The sequence below is a fragment of the Georgenia satyanarayanai genome (assembly GCF_900116375.1).
GTDB classification, from domain to species: Bacteria; Actinomycetota; Actinomycetes; order Actinomycetales; family Actinomycetaceae; genus Oceanitalea; species Oceanitalea nanhaiensis.
This window is the reverse complement of sequence record NZ_UETB01000003.1, coordinates 169,760-187,654: the sequence shown is the minus strand read 5'-3', so window position 1 is coordinate 187,654 and position 17,895 is coordinate 169,760. Positions and strand designations below refer to the sequence as shown.

At 70.9% G+C, this 17,895-nt stretch carries 12 protein-coding genes; 9 read left to right on the top strand and 3 right to left on the bottom strand.

Annotated features, from left to right (window positions below):
• Positions 1 to 80 precede the first annotated feature (80 nt).
• Both DSZ44_RS06650 and DSZ44_RS06645 read left to right on the top strand, forming a co-directional pair.
• Positions 81 to 4,436 (top strand): LamG-like jellyroll fold domain-containing protein, encoded by a 4,356-nt coding sequence (locus DSZ44_RS06650; protein WP_220035112.1) that lies wholly within the window; start codon positions 81 to 83, stop codon positions 4,434 to 4,436.
• Positions 4,437 to 4,561: 125 nt separating this feature from the next.
• Entirely contained in the window at positions 4,562 to 5,860 is a 1,299-nt protein-coding gene (locus tag DSZ44_RS06645; RefSeq protein ID WP_110851824.1) for a YihY/virulence factor BrkB family protein, read from the top strand.
• Between the two features lie 93 nt (positions 5,861 to 5,953).
• Here the strand turns inward: DSZ44_RS06645 and DSZ44_RS06640 are convergent, their stop codons facing one another.
• Genes DSZ44_RS06640 through DSZ44_RS06630 form a run of 3 tightly spaced genes read right to left on the bottom strand, consistent with a single transcriptional unit; the run spans position 5,954 to position 9,381 of the window.
• Positions 5,954 to 6,697, bottom strand: a complete 744-nt coding sequence (locus tag DSZ44_RS06640) for a succinate dehydrogenase/fumarate reductase iron-sulfur subunit (protein ID WP_110851823.1) — start codon at positions 6,695 to 6,697, stop codon at positions 5,954 to 5,956.
• Positions 6,694 to 8,667 carry a fumarate reductase/succinate dehydrogenase flavoprotein subunit gene (locus DSZ44_RS06635; RefSeq protein WP_110851822.1) on the bottom strand — a complete coding sequence of 658 codons (1,974 nt, stop codon included), beginning with the start codon at positions 8,665 to 8,667 and terminating at the stop codon, positions 6,694 to 6,696. The genes DSZ44_RS06640 and DSZ44_RS06635 overlap by 4 nt, the downstream gene beginning before the upstream one ends.
• Positions 8,668 to 8,688: 21 nt before the next feature.
• On the bottom strand, positions 8,689 to 9,381 hold the full coding sequence (locus DSZ44_RS06630) for a succinate dehydrogenase cytochrome b subunit (RefSeq protein ID WP_258369281.1): 693 nt from the start codon (positions 9,379 to 9,381) through the stop codon (positions 8,689 to 8,691).
• Positions 9,382 to 9,483: 102 nt separating this feature from the next.
• Between DSZ44_RS06630 and DSZ44_RS06625 the strand changes: the two genes are divergently transcribed.
• From DSZ44_RS06625 to DSZ44_RS06595, 7 genes are all read left to right on the top strand, one after another.
• Positions 9,484 to 10,578 carry a mannose-1-phosphate guanylyltransferase gene (locus tag DSZ44_RS06625; protein ID WP_110851820.1) on the top strand — a complete coding sequence of 365 codons (1,095 nt, stop codon included), beginning with the start codon at positions 9,484 to 9,486 and terminating at the stop codon, positions 10,576 to 10,578.
• A gap of 20 nt (positions 10,579 to 10,598) precedes the next feature.
• On the top strand, positions 10,599 to 11,873 hold the full coding sequence (locus DSZ44_RS06620; RefSeq protein WP_258369280.1) for an amidohydrolase: 1,275 nt from the start codon (positions 10,599 to 10,601) through the stop codon (positions 11,871 to 11,873).
• Positions 11,874 to 12,028: 155 nt separating this feature from the next.
• Positions 12,029 to 13,153, top strand: coding sequence for a BMP family lipoprotein (locus DSZ44_RS06615; protein ID WP_110851819.1), 1,125 nt, complete (start codon positions 12,029 to 12,031; stop codon positions 13,151 to 13,153).
• A gap of 122 nt (positions 13,154 to 13,275) precedes the next feature.
• Positions 13,276 to 14,853: an ABC transporter ATP-binding protein gene (locus DSZ44_RS06610; RefSeq protein WP_110851818.1), complete on the top strand. Its 1,578-nt coding sequence runs from the start codon at positions 13,276 to 13,278 to the stop codon at positions 14,851 to 14,853.
• Positions 14,850 to 16,154 (top strand): ABC transporter permease, encoded by a 1,305-nt coding sequence (locus DSZ44_RS06605; protein ID WP_110851817.1) that lies wholly within the window; start codon positions 14,850 to 14,852, stop codon positions 16,152 to 16,154. Before DSZ44_RS06610 ends, DSZ44_RS06605 begins: the two co-directional genes overlap by 4 nt.
• Complete coding sequence (locus DSZ44_RS06600; protein WP_110851816.1) at positions 16,151 to 17,428, top strand: ABC transporter permease; 1,278 nt, start codon at positions 16,151 to 16,153, stop codon at positions 17,426 to 17,428. Before DSZ44_RS06605 ends, DSZ44_RS06600 begins: the two co-directional genes overlap by 4 nt.
• 38 nt (positions 17,429 to 17,466) lie before the next feature.
• Positions 17,467 to 17,874, top strand: a complete 408-nt coding sequence (locus DSZ44_RS06595) for a cytidine deaminase (RefSeq protein WP_110851815.1) — start codon at positions 17,467 to 17,469, stop codon at positions 17,872 to 17,874.
• The last annotated feature ends 21 nt before the right edge of the window (positions 17,875 to 17,895 follow it).

Genomic DNA, 17,895 nt, shown 5'->3' with positions numbered 1-17,895 from the left:
CACGATCAGTTCTTGTCATCGGTGCATTGGTCGCATCGCTGCTCGGCACAGCTGCCGCAGCGCAGGGAGCGGTCGAGGAGGTGAACGGACTCCGCGGCGAGTACTTCGCCGGGGTCACCGCACCGGACTTCGAGCTGACCGAGCCGACGAGCACCATCCTCGACGGCGAGCTCAACTTCAACAACCTCGTCCCGGTGTACGAGCAGCGCACCGGGCAGGGGGAGCACACCGGCGCGCGTTGGACGGGCCAGATCGAGGCGCCGTCCAGCGGGGACTACACCTTCTACGTCTCCGGCGACAACGGCTTCCGGCTCTGGGTCGACGGCGAGCAGATCATCGACTGGTGGGTCAACCAGTGGGACATCGAGCAGACGTCGCAGACGGTGACGCTCGAGGCCGGCGAGAAGTACGACTTCCGCCTCGACCAGTTCCAGGCCACCGGCGGCGCCAACCTCTTCGTCCGGTGGACGGGTCCCGGCATCGAGAAGAGCATCGTGCCTCTGAGCGCGTTCACGCCGCCGGACGACTTCGACGTCTACCCGGCGCGCGGCACGGTCAACGAGGCCGGCGACGCGGTGCGCCTCGAACTCGACGGAGCGGTCGCGGCCGGCAGTGACGTCGCCGACCACGTCGTGCTCACCGTCGACGGCGGAGAGATCCCGGTGGCGGAAGCCGAGGTTTACTCCTCGGGCGAGGCGCTCGTGCTGACCCCCGAGGGCCCGGTGACGGAGCTTGCGGTAGTACGGCTCGCCTACGACGGCGAGGGTGACCTCACCGTCGGTGGCGAGGACGCTCCGGCGTTCGACATCCCGGTCGAGAACCTGTCGACCTATGTGATGGTGACGCCGTGGGCCGCGGACCTGGACCGGGACAACCCGCTGCCGGAGTACCCCCGCCCCGGGATGGTGCGCGAGGACTGGCAGAACCTCAACGGGCCCTGGCAGCTCGAGATCCTCGAGGCCGACAGTGAGACCCCGTTCGAGGCCGAGGCCTTCTCGAAGGAGGTCGTCGTCCCGTTCCCGATCGAGTCGATCCTCTCGGAGGTCGAGCTCACCGAGGACCATTTCGCCTACTACCGCACGTTCGCGGTGCCCGAGGGCTGGGCGATCGGGACCACAGAGCGGCTGCAGCTCAACTTTGATGCGGTCGACTATGAGGCCACCGTCTACGTCAACGGCACCGAGGTGGCGCACCACCTCGGTGGTTTCGACGCCTTCTCCGCCGACATCACCGACGCCCTCGTCGAGGGCGAGAACGAGCTCGTCGTGCGGGTCACCGACACCACCGGGGACCAGCCCCGTGGCAAGCAGTCGAACAACCCGGGGGGCATCTTCTACACGCCCGCCTCGGGCATCTGGCAGACGGTGTGGATGGAGCCGGTCCCGGCCGCCCACATCACCCAGCTCGACCTGACCCCCGATCTCGACAACGACGCGCTCACCGTCAACGTCAACACCGCGGGGGCCTCGGACGAGGCGTCCGTCGAGATCGTCGCCTACGACGCCGACGGCGTCGAGGTCGGCAGCGTGACCGGTGCGACGGACACGAATCTGCAGCTCGAGATCCCCGACCCGCACCTCTGGTCGCCGGAGGACCCGTACCTCTACGACCTCACGGCGACGCTGACCGACGGTGACCAGAACGACGCCGTCGACGGCTACAGCGGCATGCGGTCGATCGAGGTCGCGGAGGTGGACGGCCAGCAGCGCATCCTGCTGAACGGCGAGCAGACCTACCTCAACTCGACCCTTGACCAGGGGTACTGGCCGGACGGCGTGTACACCGCTCCCACCGACGAGGCTCTCGCCTGGGATATCCAGGAGACCAAGGACCTCGGCTTCAACACGATCCGCAAGCACATCAAGGTGGAGCCGCAGCGGTGGTACTACCACGCCGACCAGATCGGCATGCTGGTCTGGCAGGACATGCCCAGCGGTGACAACGCCAACGAGGACGTCCGCGAGCAGTACCGCGCCGAGATGCGGACCATGGTCGAGCAGTTCGGCTCCTCCACCTCGATCATCGGCTGGGTCCCCTTCAACGAGGGCTGGGGCGAGTGGAACCTGCAGACCACCGGTGAGATCGCCAACGAGATCAAGGCCCTCGACCCGTCACGACTCATGAACGCGCACAGTGGTCACAACTGCTGCAACTCCCTGGGCGACTCGGGTCAGGGCGACATCATCGACTACCACCAGTACACCGGGCCGGCACTGCCGCGACCGGACGACACGCGCGCCGCGATCGACGGCGAGCACGGCGGCTTCTCGCTGTCCGTCCCGGGCCACGTGTGGCCCGGCGGATCGGTGAACCCGTACGGCGAGGTCGACACCTCCGAGGAGCTCACCGCCGCCTACGTGCAGAACACCGCGGAGCTCATCGCGCCGGCGCAGGACTACCTCTCCGGCTCCGTCTACACCCAGCTGACCGACCTCGAGGGTGAGGTCAACGGGTTCTGGACCTACGACCGCAAGGTCTCCAAGATGGACCGGGACGCCGTGCGTGCCATCAACCAGAAGCTCGTCGAGGTCGGCTCGCACCCGCGGACCTTCCCGGAGCCGACCGATGACGCGCTGGCCTACTGGCCGCTGAACGAGAACGAGGGCGACACCGCCGAGGACGTGACCGGTAACGACCACACCCTCACGCTCGGAGAGGGCATGTCCTGGGAGGAGATCGGGATCCAGGGCTCGGCCCTCGGTCTCGACGGCGACGGGGCGGCGACGACCCAGGTTCCGGAACTCGACACCACGGGCAACTTCTCCGTCTCGGCCTGGGTGCGCCTGGACGAGCTGCCCACGGGTGGCTACGCGACGGTGGCCAGCATGGACGGCGTCCGCGGTAAGAGTGCCTTCTTCCTGCAGTATGGCGCGCCGATCAATGGCTTCGCTTTCAGCTTCGAGAACGACCGCGCGGTCGCGGAAGGGACGCCGCGTACTGGCGAGTGGCGACACCTGGTCGGTGTTCGCGACGCGGTTGCCCGAGAGCTGCGCCTCTACCTCGACGGCGAGCTCGCGGCTGTCCAGGAGTCCAAGGCCTCGACCCTGACCGACGGCACCTTCGCCGTCGGGCGCGGCCAGTGGGAGGGCAACGACGTCGACTTCCTCGACGGAGCCGTAGACAACGTCCACCTCTTCGACCGGGTGCTGACCGCTGAGCAGGTCGCCGAGCTGGCGGTGCCGCCGGCCGAGCTCGTCGAGGTGACGCCTGAGGGGGTGACGTTCTCCGACGAGCATGGCACCGACGACGACACCTTCACGGTGCCGGACGTCGAGGGTGTGGAGTACCGGATCGGTGACTCGGTCGTGGAGGCCGGGACCCACGAGGGTTCGGGCGAGGTCACGGTGACCGCGCACGCCCTGGAGGGCTTCGTGCTCGCCGAGGGTGCCGTGGCCGAGTGGTCCCACACCTTCTCCACCGAGGGTGGGGGGCCGGAGCTGGTGGAGGTCACGCCTGAGGCGGTGTCCTTCGTCGACCGGCCCGGATTCGCCGATGATACCTTCACGGTCCCCGCGCTCGACGGCGTGGAGTACGTGATCGACGGTGACGTTATCGAGGCCGGGACCTACCCGGGCGTGGGCACCGTCACCGTGACGGTGCGTGCGCTGGAGGGCTTCGTGCTGGCCGAGGGGGCCGCCGCGGAGTGGAGCTTCGCCTTCACCACCGGCACCCCGGCTCCGGACACCCGTGGTGCGGAGTTCCACCTGTCCAACACCTGGCGGGGTTCCACGGACGTGCACTTCATGTACGGCCGGTGGGCTGATGAGGTGCTCATCGGAGACTGGGACGGTGACGGCGTCGACACGATCGCCGTGCGTCGCGGGAACGAGTTCCACGTGTCTAACGCGCAGCGTGGTGGGGACGCGGACGTGGTCCTGACCTATGGCCGTGATGGTGACGTCATCCTGGTCGGTGACTGGGACGGCAACGGCACCGACACCTTCGCGGTGCGCCGCGGGGCCGAGTACCACGTGAAGAACTCCCTGCGTGGCGGGGACGCCGACGTGGTGTTCACCTACGGCCGCGAGACTGACCAGGTGCTAGTCGGTGACTGGAACGCCGACGGCACGGACACCTTCGCGGTGCGTCGTGGTGCGGTCTACCACGTGAAGAACTCCCTGCGGGGTGGGGACGCCGACACGGTGTTCACCTACGGCCGGTCCGCCGACGTCACCCTGGCCGGTGACTGGGACGGCAACGGCAGTGACACCTTCGCGATCCAGCGAGGCCGGGTGTACCACGTGAACAACTCCCTGCGTGGCGGGGACGCGGACACGGTGGTGACCTTCGGCCGCCTGGGCGACGAGGTGTACGTGGGTGACTGGGACGGCAACGGGACCGACACCCTCGGTGTCCGCCGCCCCGTCGGCCCGGCACCCGCCGCGACCGGGACCGCCGCCGCCAAGGACGTGGCCGGGGTAGCCAAGCTGAGCTGACCCCCTCCCGCCCAGCGCCGACAGCTGGATTCCTGGTGACAGGAATCCAGCTGTCGGCACGAGGAGAGGAGGGGGCATCGGTCTGCTGATGCCGCCGTCGGGCTTCCTCCCTAGGGTTGGCGGGCATGAGCACCGAGGAGCAGGGGAGCGACGGTCCGACGGCGGGCGAACGCGTGAAGGCGCTGATGGCGCGCTGGGAGCACTCGCGGCCCGGCCGCGGGCTGGCCCGGTACGCCAAGGTGAACGGCGGCCTGCTCGCCGGTGGCATCACCTACTCCGCGCTGTTCTCGATCTTCGCGGCCCTGACGATCGGCTACACCGTCTTCATGACGGTGCTCGGCACCAACGCCGAGCTGCGGGAGACCGTGCTCCAGAGCGTGGACGACGCCCTGCCCGGCATCATCGACACCGGCACCAACGGCGGACTCGTCGACCCCAGCGAGCTCGTGCTCGACACTGCCCTCAACCCCGCCAGCGTCGCCGCCGCCGGCGTGCTGCTGTGGACGGCGATCTCCGTCATGGGCGCGCTCCGGCGATCGATCAGGATGATGTTCGGCATCGTCGCGCCCAAGGAGAGCCCCGTGCTCATGCGGGTGCGCGACCTCGGCGGCTTCCTCGCCCTGGCCGCCGCGGTCGTCACGACGGCGGCGCTGGGGATCGCCGCCGGCGCGGCCGGGCAGTGGGTGCTCGACGCCGTCGGCATCGAGGGCGCCTTCGCCTCCGCCGCGCTGCGCGTCCTCGGCTACCTCGCCGCCCTCCTCGTCGACGCCGCGGTGTACGTCCTGCTCTTCCGGGTGCTCGCCGGCGTGCACGTGCCCCGCCGTGACCTCCTCCTCGGGGCGCTGCTGGGCGCGGTGGCCTCCACCGTGCTCCGGCTCTTCGGGACCACTCTCGTCGGGGGCGCCGACGACCCGCTGCTCGCGACGGCCGCGGCGCTCATCACCCTGCTGCTGTGGGTCAACCTCCTCGCGCGCGTCACGCTGATGATCGCCGCGTGGACCGCCAACCCACCGGCGCCGCCCAAGCCGGACGACCCGAGCGCGACGAACTTCGACGAGCACCCCAACTACGTCACCCTCTCGGTCCCCCAGACCCTCACGTGGGACTACGAGGCGACCACCGGCACCGTCCAGGCCGACGAGAGGTCCCGGGAGGAGACGCTCGTCGCCGACCTCGAGCACCTGGGGGAGGAGGGCGAGGAGGTCCTCGCCCTGCGCCACGCCGAGGAGGAGCGGGCGGAGTGGAACGAGCGGGCGGCCGTGGAGGCGCGGGCCCGCGAGGCCTACTGGGGCGGCCTCGTGGGCCGGGCACGGGACTGGAACCGGCGCCGGCTGCAGCGGCGCTTCGTGAGCAAGGACGCCTACGCCGAGCGCTCGGCGCAGCGCCGCAAGGCCCGCGGCGAGACCCGCCACCGCCAGCCCTGACGCCGAGTACGCACAAACGGTCACCCAGGCGGCGCTGCAGGCGCCGCTGGGTGACCGTTTGTGCGTACTCGGCTGAAGAGAGGGGGCGGCGGGTCAGGCGCCGTTGCGGAGGGCGGTGCGCAGGTCGAAGTTCAGCTGGTTGATCGTGTCCAGCGGGATGCCCTTGGGGCACACGGACGCGCACTCACCGATGTTCGTGCAGCCGCCGAAGCCCTCGGCGTCCTGCTGGGCGACCATCGAGACCACGCGCCCGAGCCGCTCCGGCTGGCCCTGGGGCAGCTTGCCGAGGTGGGTGACCTTGGCGGCGGTGAAGAGCATCGAGGAGCCGTTGGGGCAGGCGGCGACGCAGGCGCCGCAGCTGATGCACGCGGCCGCCTCGAAGGCGGCGTCGGCGTCGGCCTTGGGCACCGGGGTCGCGTGGGCGTCCGGGGCCGCGCCGGTGTTGGCGGAGATGAACCCGCCGGCCTGGATGATCCGGTCGAAGGCCGAGCGGTCCACGACGAGGTCCTTGATGACGGGGAAGGGGTCCGCGCGCCACGGCTCGACGGTGATGGTGTCGCCGTCATTGAAGGACCGCATGTGGAGCTGGCAGACCGTGGTGACCTCCGGCCCGTGCGCGACGCCGTCGATCATGAGGCCGCACATGCCGCAGATGCCCTCGCGGCAGTCGTGGTCGAAGGCCACCGGCTCCTCGCCCTTGGCGATGAGCTGCTCGTTGAGGACGTCGAGCATCTCGAGGAAGGACATGTCCTCGGAGACGTCGTCGAGTGCGTAGTCGACCATCCGGCCGCGGGTGGCGGCGTTGGCCTGACGCCAGACCTTGAGGGTGATTCTCACTTGTAGCTCCGCTGCTTCATCTCGACGTACTCGTACACGAGGTCCTCCTTGTGGAGCACGGGGGCCTCACCGGTCCCCGCCCACTCCCAGGCCGCGACGTAGGCGAACTCGTCGTCGTGGCGCAGCGCCTCGCCGTCCTCCGTCTGGCTCTCCGCACGGAAGTGCCCGCCGCAGGACTCGCGGCGGTGCAGCGCGTCGATGCACATGAGCTCACCGAGCTCGATGAAGTCGGCGACGCGGCCGGCCTTCTCCAGCGACTGGTTGAAGTCGTCGGCCGCTCCGAGGACGCGCACGTCGCGCCAGTACTCCTCGCGCAGCGCCCGGATCTTCTCGATGGCCGTCTGCAGGCCCTCGGCCGTGCGCTCCATTCCGCAGTACTCCCACATGATCTGACCGAGCTCCTTGTGGAAGGAGTCGACCGAGCGGGTGCCGCCGGCGCTCATCAGGCGGTCGATGCGGTCCTGCACCGACGCGCGCGCCTCGACCACCGCCGGGTGGTCCTCGGCGACCTTCTCGAAGGGCCCGTCGGCGAGGTAGTCGTTGACCGTGTTGGGAAGGACGAAGTACCCGTCGGCCAGGCCCTGCATGAGCGCCGAGGCACCCAGGCGGTTGGCGCCGTGGTCGGAGAAGTTCGCCTCACCGGTGACGAAGAGGCCGGGGATGTTGGACTGGAGGTCGTAGTCGACCCACAACCCGCCCATCGTGTAGTGGACGGCCGGGTAGATGCGCATCGGCACCTCGTACGGGTTCTCCCCGGTGATGCGCTGGTACATGTCGAAGAGGTTGCCGTACTTGGCCTCGACGGCCTTGCGGCCCATGCGCCCGATCGCGTCGGCGAAGTCGAGGTACACGCCGCGGCGCACGCCGTCGACCGCCGGGCCCACGCCACGGCCGTCGTCGCACACGTTCTTCGCCTGCCGGGAGGCGATGTCGCGGGGGACGAGGTTGCCGAAGGCCGGGTAGATGCGCTCGAGGTAGTAGTCGCGGTCCTCCTCGGGGATGTCCCGCGGGTCCTTGTCGCAGTCCTCGGCACGCTTGGGCACCCAGATGCGGCCGTCGTTGCGCAGCGACTCGCTCATGAGGGTGAGCTTGGACTGGTAGTCACCGGAGACGGGGATGCACGTCGGGTGGATCTGCGTGTAGCAGGGGTTGCCGAACAGGGCGCCCTTGCGGTGCGCGCGCCAGATCGCCGTCGTGTTCGAGCCCATGGCGTTCGTCGACAGGTAGAAGACGTTGCCGTAGCCGCCGGTGGCGAGGACGACGACGTCGGCCAGGTGTGTCTCGATCTCACCGGTGACCATGTCGCGGACGATGACGCCGCGGGCGCGGCCGTCGACGACGACGAGCTCGAGCATCTCGTGGCGCGTGTACATCTGGACCGTGCCGGCGGCGACCTGGCGCTCCAGGGCCTGGTAGGCGCCGATGAGGAGCTGCTGGCCGGTCTGGCCGCGGGCGTAGAAGGTGCGGGAGACCTGGACGCCACCGAAGGAGCGGTTGTCGAGCAGGCCGCCGTACTCACGGGCGAAGGGCACGCCCTGGGCGACGCACTGGTCGATGATGTTCGCGCTGACCTCGGCGAGGCGGTAGACGTTGGACTCCCGGGCGCGGAAGTCGCCGCCCTTGACGGTGTCGTAGAAGAGCCGGAAGGTCGAGTCGTTGTCGTTGCGGTAGTTCTTCGCCGCGTTGATGCCACCCTGCGCGGCGATCGAGTGCGCCCGGCGCGGGGAGTCCTGGTAGCAGAAGGACTTCACCTGGTAGCCGGCCTCACCGAGGGTGGCGCCGGCGGAGGCGCCGGCCAGGCCGGTGCCGACGATGATCGCGCTGATCTTGCGCCGGTTGGCCGGGTTGACGAGGCGGGCACCGAACTGGCGCTCGCGCCAGCGCCGCTCGACCGGGACGGAGGTCGGCGCCTTGGTGTCGGCGATCGGGGCGCCCTCGCGGTAGAGGCCGTCGATGAGCTGGTCGGTCATGGGATGCACTACTCCGCGGGTCTAGACGAGCCCGAAGGCGATGGCGAGCGGCGGGACGAGGAAGCCGACGACGACGAGGACCGCGACGGCCAGGGCTACTGCCTTGATCATCGGCTGGCGCGTGCGGTTGGACCAGCCGAGGGTCTGCGCGGCGCTGAAGATGCCGTGGCGCAGGTGCATGCCGAGCGCGATCATCGCGACGACGTAGATGGCCACGAGCCACCACGTCTCGAAGGCGGCGACGAGGCGGTCGTAGGGGCTGTCGAAGGAGCCGCCGACCTCGATCGTCAGGGTCGTGAACTGCAGGATGTGGAAGACGATGAACAGGAGGAGCGCCAGGCCGCCCCACATCATCGTCCGCGAGGACAGGCTCGAGGAGACCGACTTCTTCATCACGTACTTCTGCGTGCGGGCCGCGCGGTTGCGCCGCGCGAGCACGATCGCGGACCACACGTGGAGCACGAGGCTGACGATGAGGCCCAGGCGCATGACCCACAGGAAGCCGGACTCCGGCAGCATCGGCTCGCCGAGCACCCGCAGGTGGTGGGCGTAGTCGTCGAAGGCCTGCTGGCCGGACAGCGCCTTGAGGTTGCCGTACAGGTGGGCCAGCACGAAGAGCAGGAAGATGACGCCGGTGACGGCCATGACGAGCTTGAGGGCGACCGACGTGCGGCGGCCCTTGACCTGCCGCGCTGCAGTATGAGTGGTGGACACACCAGCATGGTATCCACTTCGTGGACGTGGTCGGGACCATGGGCCCGGACACCGGTAGGGCGCCCGCCGGTCGCCGGAGGGGTGGCTGTCTAGGCTGCGTCCATGAGTTCCGACGCGATCCCCGGCTTCCACGCCGTCGTGCCCGCCGGCGGTGCCGGCACCCGGCTGTGGCCGCTCTCACGCCGTGCGCACCCCAAGTTCCTCCTCGACCTCACGGGGAGCGGGCGCACGCTCCTCCAGGGCACCTGGGACCGGCTCGCCCCCCTCGCCGACGGCGTCACGGTCGTCACGGGCGAGCCGCACGCCGCGGGGGTGCGCGAGCAGCTGCCGGACCTCGCCGAGCCCGCCCTGCTCACCGAGCCCTCGGGCCGGGACTCGATGGCCGCGATCGGGCTCGCGGCGGCCCTCCTGCGTGAGCGGCACGGCGACGTCGTCGTCGGCTCCTTCGCCGCCGACCACGTCGTGCGCCGGCCCGCGGCCTTCGCCGCCGCCGTCCGCGAGGCCGTCGCCGCGGCCCGTGCCGGGTACGTCGTGACCCTCGGGGTGGAGGCCGACCACCCCTCGACGGCCTTCGGCTACGTCGAGTCCGGCGCGCACCTCGGGGTCGACGCCGCGCCCTCCGCGCTCCACGTCGTCTCCTTCGCCGAGAAGCCCGACGCCGCGACGGCCGCCGGGTACCTCGCCACCGGCCGCTACCGGTGGAACGCGGGCATGTTCGTCGTCCGCGCCGAGGTGCTGCTCGAGCACCTGCGCCGGCTGCAGCCCCCGCTGCACGACGGTCTGCTCGCCATCGCCCGCGCCTGGGACGGGCCGGACCGGGCGGAGGTCCTCGCGCGCGAGTGGCCGCGGCTCACCCGCATCGCCATCGACCACGCCGTCGCCGAGCCCGTCGCCGCCGAGGGCGGGGTGGCGGTCGTCCCCGCGGAGCTGGGCTGGGACGACGTCGGGGACTGGCGCTCGCTCGCGGCGCTGCTCCCCGCCGGTCCGGACGGCGTGCGGACGCTGGGCGAGGGCCGGACCCACGCCGTCGACAGCGCCGGCGCCGTCCTCGTCCCCGCCACGGACCGGCTGGTCGCGGTGCTGGGGCTGCCGGGCGCCGTCGTCGTCGACACGCCCGACGCGCTGCTCGTCACGACGACCGACCACGCCCAGCGGCTCAAGGAGGTCGTCGACCTCCTGCCCGACGCGCTCCGCTGAGGGGCGCTAAGGTCGCTGGGGTGAATGACGTCCCCCACGCCGACCGCATCGTCCAGCTCGCCGCCGAGCTGGAGGAGGAGCTGGTGGCGATCCGTCGCCAGATCCACGCCAACCCCGAGCTGGGCTGGATGGAGCAGGAGACGACCACCCTCCTGTTCGACCGGCTCACCGCCGCCGGCCTGTCCCCGCGACGCACCTCGGGCAGCGGCCTGGTCTGCGACATCGGCCCCGACCCGCGGGAGCGCGGACGACGGCGGATCGCGCTGCGCGGCGACATCGACGCGCTGCCCGTCCCCGAGACCACCGGGCTGCCCTTCCGGTCCCGGCACAAGGGCGTGTCGCACGCCTGCGGCCACGACGTCCACGCCACCGCCGTCCTCGGGGCCGGCCTCGTCCTCGCCCGGCTCGAGGCGGAGGGACAGCTGCCGGTCGGTGTGCGGCTCATCCTCCAGCCCGCCGAGGAGGTCCAGCCCAGCGGGGCCAAGGAGCTCCTCGACCAGGGCGTCCTCGACGGCGTCGAGCAGATCTACGCCCTGCACTGCGCGCCGAAGATCCCCTGCGGCAAGATCGGTTCGCGCATCGGGCCGATCACCGCGGCCTCGGACAACGTCACCGTCACCGTGCGCTCCAGCGGCGGGCACACCTCGCGCCCGCACCTCACCGGCGACGTCGTCTACGCCCTGGGCCACATCATCACCCAGCTGCCCGCCGTGCTCGACCGGCGCCTGGACCCGCGCTCTGGGGCCAACCTCACGTGGGGTGCCGTCAACGCGGGCCGCGCGCCGAACACCATCCCCTCGGTGGGCACCGTGACCGGGACGCTGCGCTCGCTGGACGTGGAGACCTGGGAGCGGGCGGGAAAGCTCGTCGACGACGTCGTCGCGGACCTCCTGGCCCCGCTCGGTGTCGAGGTCGAGCTCAAGCACCAGCGGGGCATGCCCCCCGTCGTCAACGACGAGCAGTGCGTGCGCCTGCTCGACGGCGCCACGCGGGAGGTCCTCGGGAGTGACGCCGTCGTGCTCACCGAGCAGTCCCTCGGCGGGGAGGACTTCGCCTGGTACCTCTCGCGCGTGCCCGGAGCCATGGTGCGGCTGGGGACCCGGACGCCCGACGCCCCCGCCTACGACCTCCACCAGGGTGATCTCGTCGTCGACGAGCGGGCGATCGGCATCGGGGCGCGGGTGCTCGCCCGCACCGCGCAGCGTGCCGGCCACGAGCCGCGGGTCGCGACGCCGTCCCGGCTCGGCTCCCGGGGCGGCGCGCCCGTCCTGTCCGGTCGCGGGCACGCGCGATAGCAACGGTTGTGTAACGGAACCGAGGCACATCTCACCATGCGACCAATCTCGCGCCCGCGGAGGCTTACAGTCGGCCGTACGCAGCCGATAGGTCACGGTGAACGCCTCCATCGTTCCGCCGGCCACCGGCCTCACACCATCCCCAGGAGACAAGCGTGAAGAAGACGATCTACGCGACCGCTCTCGCGGCCGTCGCCACGCTGGCACTCGCGGCGTGCGGTGACGCGCCGGAGGACGACAGCACCGAGCCCGCCGGCGAGGCCACCACCGAGGAGGCCACCGGCTCCGCCGAGGAGGTCGACTACCTCGCCTGCCTCATCTCCGACCAGGGCGGCTGGGAGGACCAGTCCTTCAACCAGTCGGCCATGGAGGGCGGCATGCGCGCCCAGGAGGAGCTCGGGATCCAGCTCAACGACGCCGAGTCCCAGTCCGACGCGGACTTCGGGCCGAACGTCGACTCCATGGTCCAGCAGGGCTGCGACATGACCATCGGCGTCGGCTTCCTCCTCGAGGACCCGATCCAGGCGGCCGCCGAGGGCAACACGGACGTGAACTTCGGCCTCGTCGACGCGACCTTCTCCGACCCGGGTGAGGGTGCCGACGCGCCCCCGGTGCCGGTCGAGCTGCCCAACGCCGCTCCCATCATCTTCAACACGGCCGAGGCCGCCTACCTCGCGGGCTACGTCGCCGCGGGCATGAGCGAGACCGGCACGGTCGCCACCTTCGGTGGTCTGCCGATCCCGTCGGTCAACATCTTCATGGACGGCTTCGTCGACGGCGTCGCCAAGTTCAACGAGGACAACGACGGCGACGTCCAGGTCCTCGGCTGGGACAAGGAGGCGCAGGACGGCACGTTCTCCGGCGGCTTCGAGGACCAGGGCCAGGGCCAGGCGCTGACCGAGCAGTTCATCGCCCAGGGCGCCGACGTCATCATGCCGGTCGCCGGCCCCGTCGGCCTCGGTGCGGCCGCCGCCGCCGAGAGCGCCGGTGACGTGTGGATCGTCGGTGTCGACTCCGACTGGACCGCCTCCACCGACTACGCCGACATCGTGCTGGCCTCCGTCGTCAAGGAGATCGGCGCGGGTGTCTTCGAGACCATCAAGGCCGGCCTCGAGGGCAGCTTCACCGGCGAGCCCTACATCGGTGACCTCGCCAACGGCGGCGTCAGCCTCGCCACCGGCAGCGCCGACATCCCGCAGGAGCTGCTCGACCAGGTCGAGGGGCTCCAGGAGCAGATCATCTCGGGCGAGCTCGCCGTCGAGACCGTCAACGCTCCCTGACCCACCACGCACAGTGACGGCCCGGCCAACCCGTGGCCGGGCCGTCACCGTTCGTCCTCCACGGACGCCGCGGCGTCCAGCCCTCCGGCCGCGTCGCCGCGGCCCCTAGTGATGGAGCGGATGTGAAGCTCGAGCTTCGCGGCATCACCAAGCGCTTCGGCCCCCTGGTCGCCAACGACCACATCGACCTCGTCGTGGAGCCCGGGGAGATCCACGCCCTGCTCGGTGAGAACGGGGCCGGCAAGAGCACCCTGATGAACGTGCTCTACGGCCTGTACGACCCGGACGAGGGGCAGGTCCTCCTCGACGGGCAGCCCGCGACCTTCTCCGGCCCCGGCGACGCCGTCGCCGCCGGCATCGGCATGGTCCACCAGCACTTCATGCTCGTCCCGGTCTTCACCGTCGCCGAGTCGGTCGCCCTCGGCTACGAGCCGACCGGGCCCCTGGGCATCATCAGTCAGCGCGAGGCGCGCAAGCGGGTCAAGGAGATCTCCGACCGCTTCGGTTTCGACGTCGACCCCGACGCCGTCATCGAGGACCTGCCCGTCGGTGTGCAGCAGCGCGTGGAGATCATCAAGGCGCTCTCGCGGGACGCCAGGGTGCTCATCCTCGACGAGCCGACGGCGGTGCTCACCCCGCAGGAGACCGACGAGCTCATCGGCATCATGCGCCAGCTCAAGGCCGAGGGCACCTCGATCGTCTTCATCACGCACAAGCTCCGCGAGGTCCGCGCGATCGCCGACTCCATCACGGTCATCCGCCGCGGGAAGGTCGTCGGCGAGGCGAGCCCGCAGAGCTCGGAGACCGAGCTCGCCTCCCTCATGGTCGGCCGCTCGGTGAGCATGGCCGTCGACAAGGGCCACGCCGCGCCGGGGGAGGAGTCCTTCGTCGTCACCGACCTGTCCGTCCTCGACGGCAAGGGCCAGGTCGCCGTCGACCGCCTCGACCTCACCGTCCGGCACGGGGAGATCGTCGTCGTCGCCGGTGTCCAGGGCAACGGCCAGACCGAGCTGACCGAGACGATCCTCGGCCTCGTCGAGCCGGTCTCCGGCTCGATCGTCCTGGACGGCAAGGAGCTCGTCGGCAGGTCGGTCAAGCAGCGGCTGCGGGCCGGCATCGGCTTCGTCCCCGAGGACCGCTCCACGGGCGGGGTCATCGCCGGCTTCACCGTGGCGGAGAACTTCATCCTCGACGTGTACGACACGCAGCCCTTCGCCTCGCTCGGCAGCCTCAAGCCGGGGGTCGTCGAGGAGAACGCGCACCGGCGGGCGGAGCAGTTCGACGTGCGCCTCACCTCGGTGCACGACCCCATCTCCACGCTCTCCGGCGGCAACCAGCAGAAGGTCGTCATCGCGCGGGAGATGTCACGTCCGCTGCGGCTGCTCGTGGCCTCCCAGCCCACCCGCGGCGTCGACGTCGGGTCGATCGAGTTCATCCACAAGGAGATCGTCGCCGAGCGGGACAAGGGCACCCCGGTGCTCATCGTCTCGACCGAGCTCGACGAGGTCATGGCCCTGGCCGACCGCATCGCCGTCATGTACCGGGGGCGCGTCGTCGGCGTCGTCCCGGGGGACACCGAGCGCGACGTCCTCGGCCTCATGATGGCCGGCGTCCCCTACGAGGAGGCGCTGTCCCAGGCCGCCCAGCACCGCACCGCGATGTCCGCGGCGGACAACACGAGTGAGGAGACCGCGCCGTGAGCGAGGAGGAGACCCGGCGCCCCGCCGAGCACCCCGGGGACGTCGTCGCCCAGGCGGAGGAGTCCCCCGCCTCGGCGGAGCAGGTCCCGCAGGAGGAGCCCCGCACCCGCACCGCGCAGTTCGTCCGGGACCTCCTCTCGGGCGGCTGGCTCGTCACGGTCCTGGCGATCGTCGTCGCGCTGCTGCTCAGCGGCATCCTCATCGCGGCCGCCGACACCCGTGTCCAGGAGACCGCCGGCTACCTCTTCGCGCGGCCGATGGACTTCGTCGGCGCCGTGTGGGACGCCGTCTCCCAGGCCTACGCCGCCCTGTTCCGCGGCTCGGTCTTCGACTACCAGGCCGAGACCTTCACCCGCGCGATCCGGCCGCTCACGGAGACGCTCGTCTTCTCCGTGCCCCTGATCTTCACCGGTCTCGGCATCGCCATCGCCTTCCGTGCCGGGATGTTCAACATCGGTGGCCAGGGGCAGATCATCGTGGGCGCCATCCTCGGTGGCTGGATCGGCTTCTCCCTCGAGCTGCCCGTCGTGCTCCACGTCATCCTCGCCGTCCTCGGCGCGGTGCTCGGTGGCGCGATCTGGGCGGGGATCGCCGGTGTGCTCAAGGCCCGCACCGGCGCCAACGAGGTGATCGTCACGATCATGCTCAACAACATCGCGGTGTACCTCATCGGCTGGGTCCTCACCCAGCCGGCCTTCCAGCAGTCCGGCTCCGCGCTGCCGCGCTCGCCCAACGTCCGGGACACCGCGCTGTACCCGCTGCTCCTGGGGGAGGGCTTCCGCCTCCACTTCGGCTTCATCCTCGTCATCCTCGTCACCGCCGCCGTGTGGTGGCTCGTGGAGCGGTCCACCTTCGGCTTCGAGCTGCGGGCCGTCGGCGCCAACGCCGAGGCCGCGCGCACCGCGGGCGTCTCGGTCGCCAAGGTGACGATCCTCGCGCTCGTCATCGCCGGAGGCCTCAGCGGCCTGGGCGGGTCGGCGCAGGTGCTCGGCACCGAGCAGATCCTCACCGCGGGCGTCGCCGCGAGCTACGGCTTCGACGCGATCACCGTCGCCCTGCTCGGTCGGGCCACCCCGTGGGGCACCTTCGCGGCGGGCCTGCTGTTCGGGGCGCTCAAGGCCGGTGGCTTCCTCATGCAGTCCACCACCCAGACCCCGATCGACATCATCCTCGTCGTCCAGTCGGTCATCGTGCTGCTCATCGCGGCCCCGCCCCTCGTCCGGGCGATCTTCCGCCTGCCGGCACCGGACCGTTCGCGCGGGAAGTCCACCGTGCTCGCCGCCAAGGAGGCCTCGGCATGAGCCAGACCACGCTCGCCCGCCCCGACGCCCGCGACTCCGCGGTGCTGCCGCCCGTCAAGTGGCGTGGGCCGGCGTTCATGGCCGTCTTCACCCTCATCTCCCTGCTCGGCTTCACGCTGTTCACCGAGTCGGGCACGACGACGTTCCGCACCGCCACGGGCGGGGAGCTCGCGGAGATCCCCAACACCGAGGTCCCCACGGTCCCGGCGCTGTGGGTGCTCACCCTCGTCATGGCCGCCGTGACGGGCTACTCGGCGTACCGCGCCACCCGTCGCCAGCCGCTGGGCTGGTGGCCGCCGGCCGTCTTCGGCGCCGCCTTCGTCCTGGCCTTCCTCACCTGGCAGGGCATCGGCGGCACCATCCCGGTGACCTCCCTGCTCACCGGCGCGCTCGCGCTGTCCGTGCCGCTCGTCTTCGGTGCGCTGTCGGGGGTGATGTGCGAGCGGTCGGGCGTCATCAACATCGCGATCGAGGGTCAGCTGCTCGGCGGCGCGTTCCTCGCGGCGGTCGTCGCCTCGATCACGACGAGCCCGTACCTCGGCGTCGTCGCCGCGCCGGTCGCCGGTGCCCTCGTCGGCGTGCTCCTCGTGTTCTTCAGCGTGAAGTACTGGGTGGACCAGATCATCGTCGGCGTCGTGCTCAACGTGCTCGTCCTCGGTGTGACGAGCTTCTTCTTCTCCACCGTGCTCAGCGAGAACCCCGACCTCAACCAGCGCCAGCGCCTGCCCTCCCTGCCGGTGCCGCTGCTCTCGGACATCCCGGTCGTCGGCCCGGTGCTGTTCAACCAGAACATCCTCGTCTACCTCATGTACGCCGCCGTCATCGCGCTGCAGTTCTTCCTGTTCCGCAGCCGGTGGGGCCTGCGGGTGCGCGCCGTCGGCGAGCACCCGAAGGCCGCGGACACCGTCGGCATCGACGTCATCCGCACCCGCTGGGTCACCCCGATCCTCGGCGGCGCGCTCGCCGGCCTGGGCGGCGCCTTCTTCACCGTCGGCTCCGGCCTCGCGTTCGGCCGTGACATGTCCGCCGGCAACGGCTTCATCGCGCTGGCCGCGATGATCCTCGGCCGGTGGAACCCGCTCGGCGCGCTCGCCGCCGCGCTGCTCTTCGGGTTCTCGCGCAACCTGGCGAACATGCTCAGCGCGATGGGCGGCAGCGGCATCCCCGGGGAGTTCCTCCTCATGCTGCCCTACGTCGTGACGATCTTCGCCGTCGCCGGCTTCGTCGGCCGGGTGCGCGCACCCGCCGCGGAGAACACCCCCTACGTCAAGTAGCCCGCCCGCTCGCGCAGCGCCCCCACCTGGAGGAAGCCATGATCGACGACGCCACCTGGGAGCGACTGCGCGAGCTGGCGCGGGGGATGGTCGCCCGCGCCTACGTGCCCTACTCCACCTACCCCGTGGGCGCGGCCGCGCTCGTCGACGACGGCCGCACCGTCACGGGCTGCAACGTCGAGAACGCCTCCTACGGCATCGGCCTGTGCGCCGAGTGCGGGCTCGTCTCCGCGTTGCACGCCACCGGCGGCGGCCGGCTCGTCGCCTTCACCTGCGTCGACGGCGAGGGGCGCGTCATCGTCCCCTGCGGCCGCTGCCGCCAGCTCCTGTGGGAGCACGGTGGCCCCGAGCTCCTCGTCGAGACGCCGAGCGGCATCCACCCGATGACGGAGGTGCTGCCGGAGGCCTTCGGCCCCGCCCACCTCGACGAGTGGACCTCCCGCTAGGACGTCGCGCACGACGGCGGT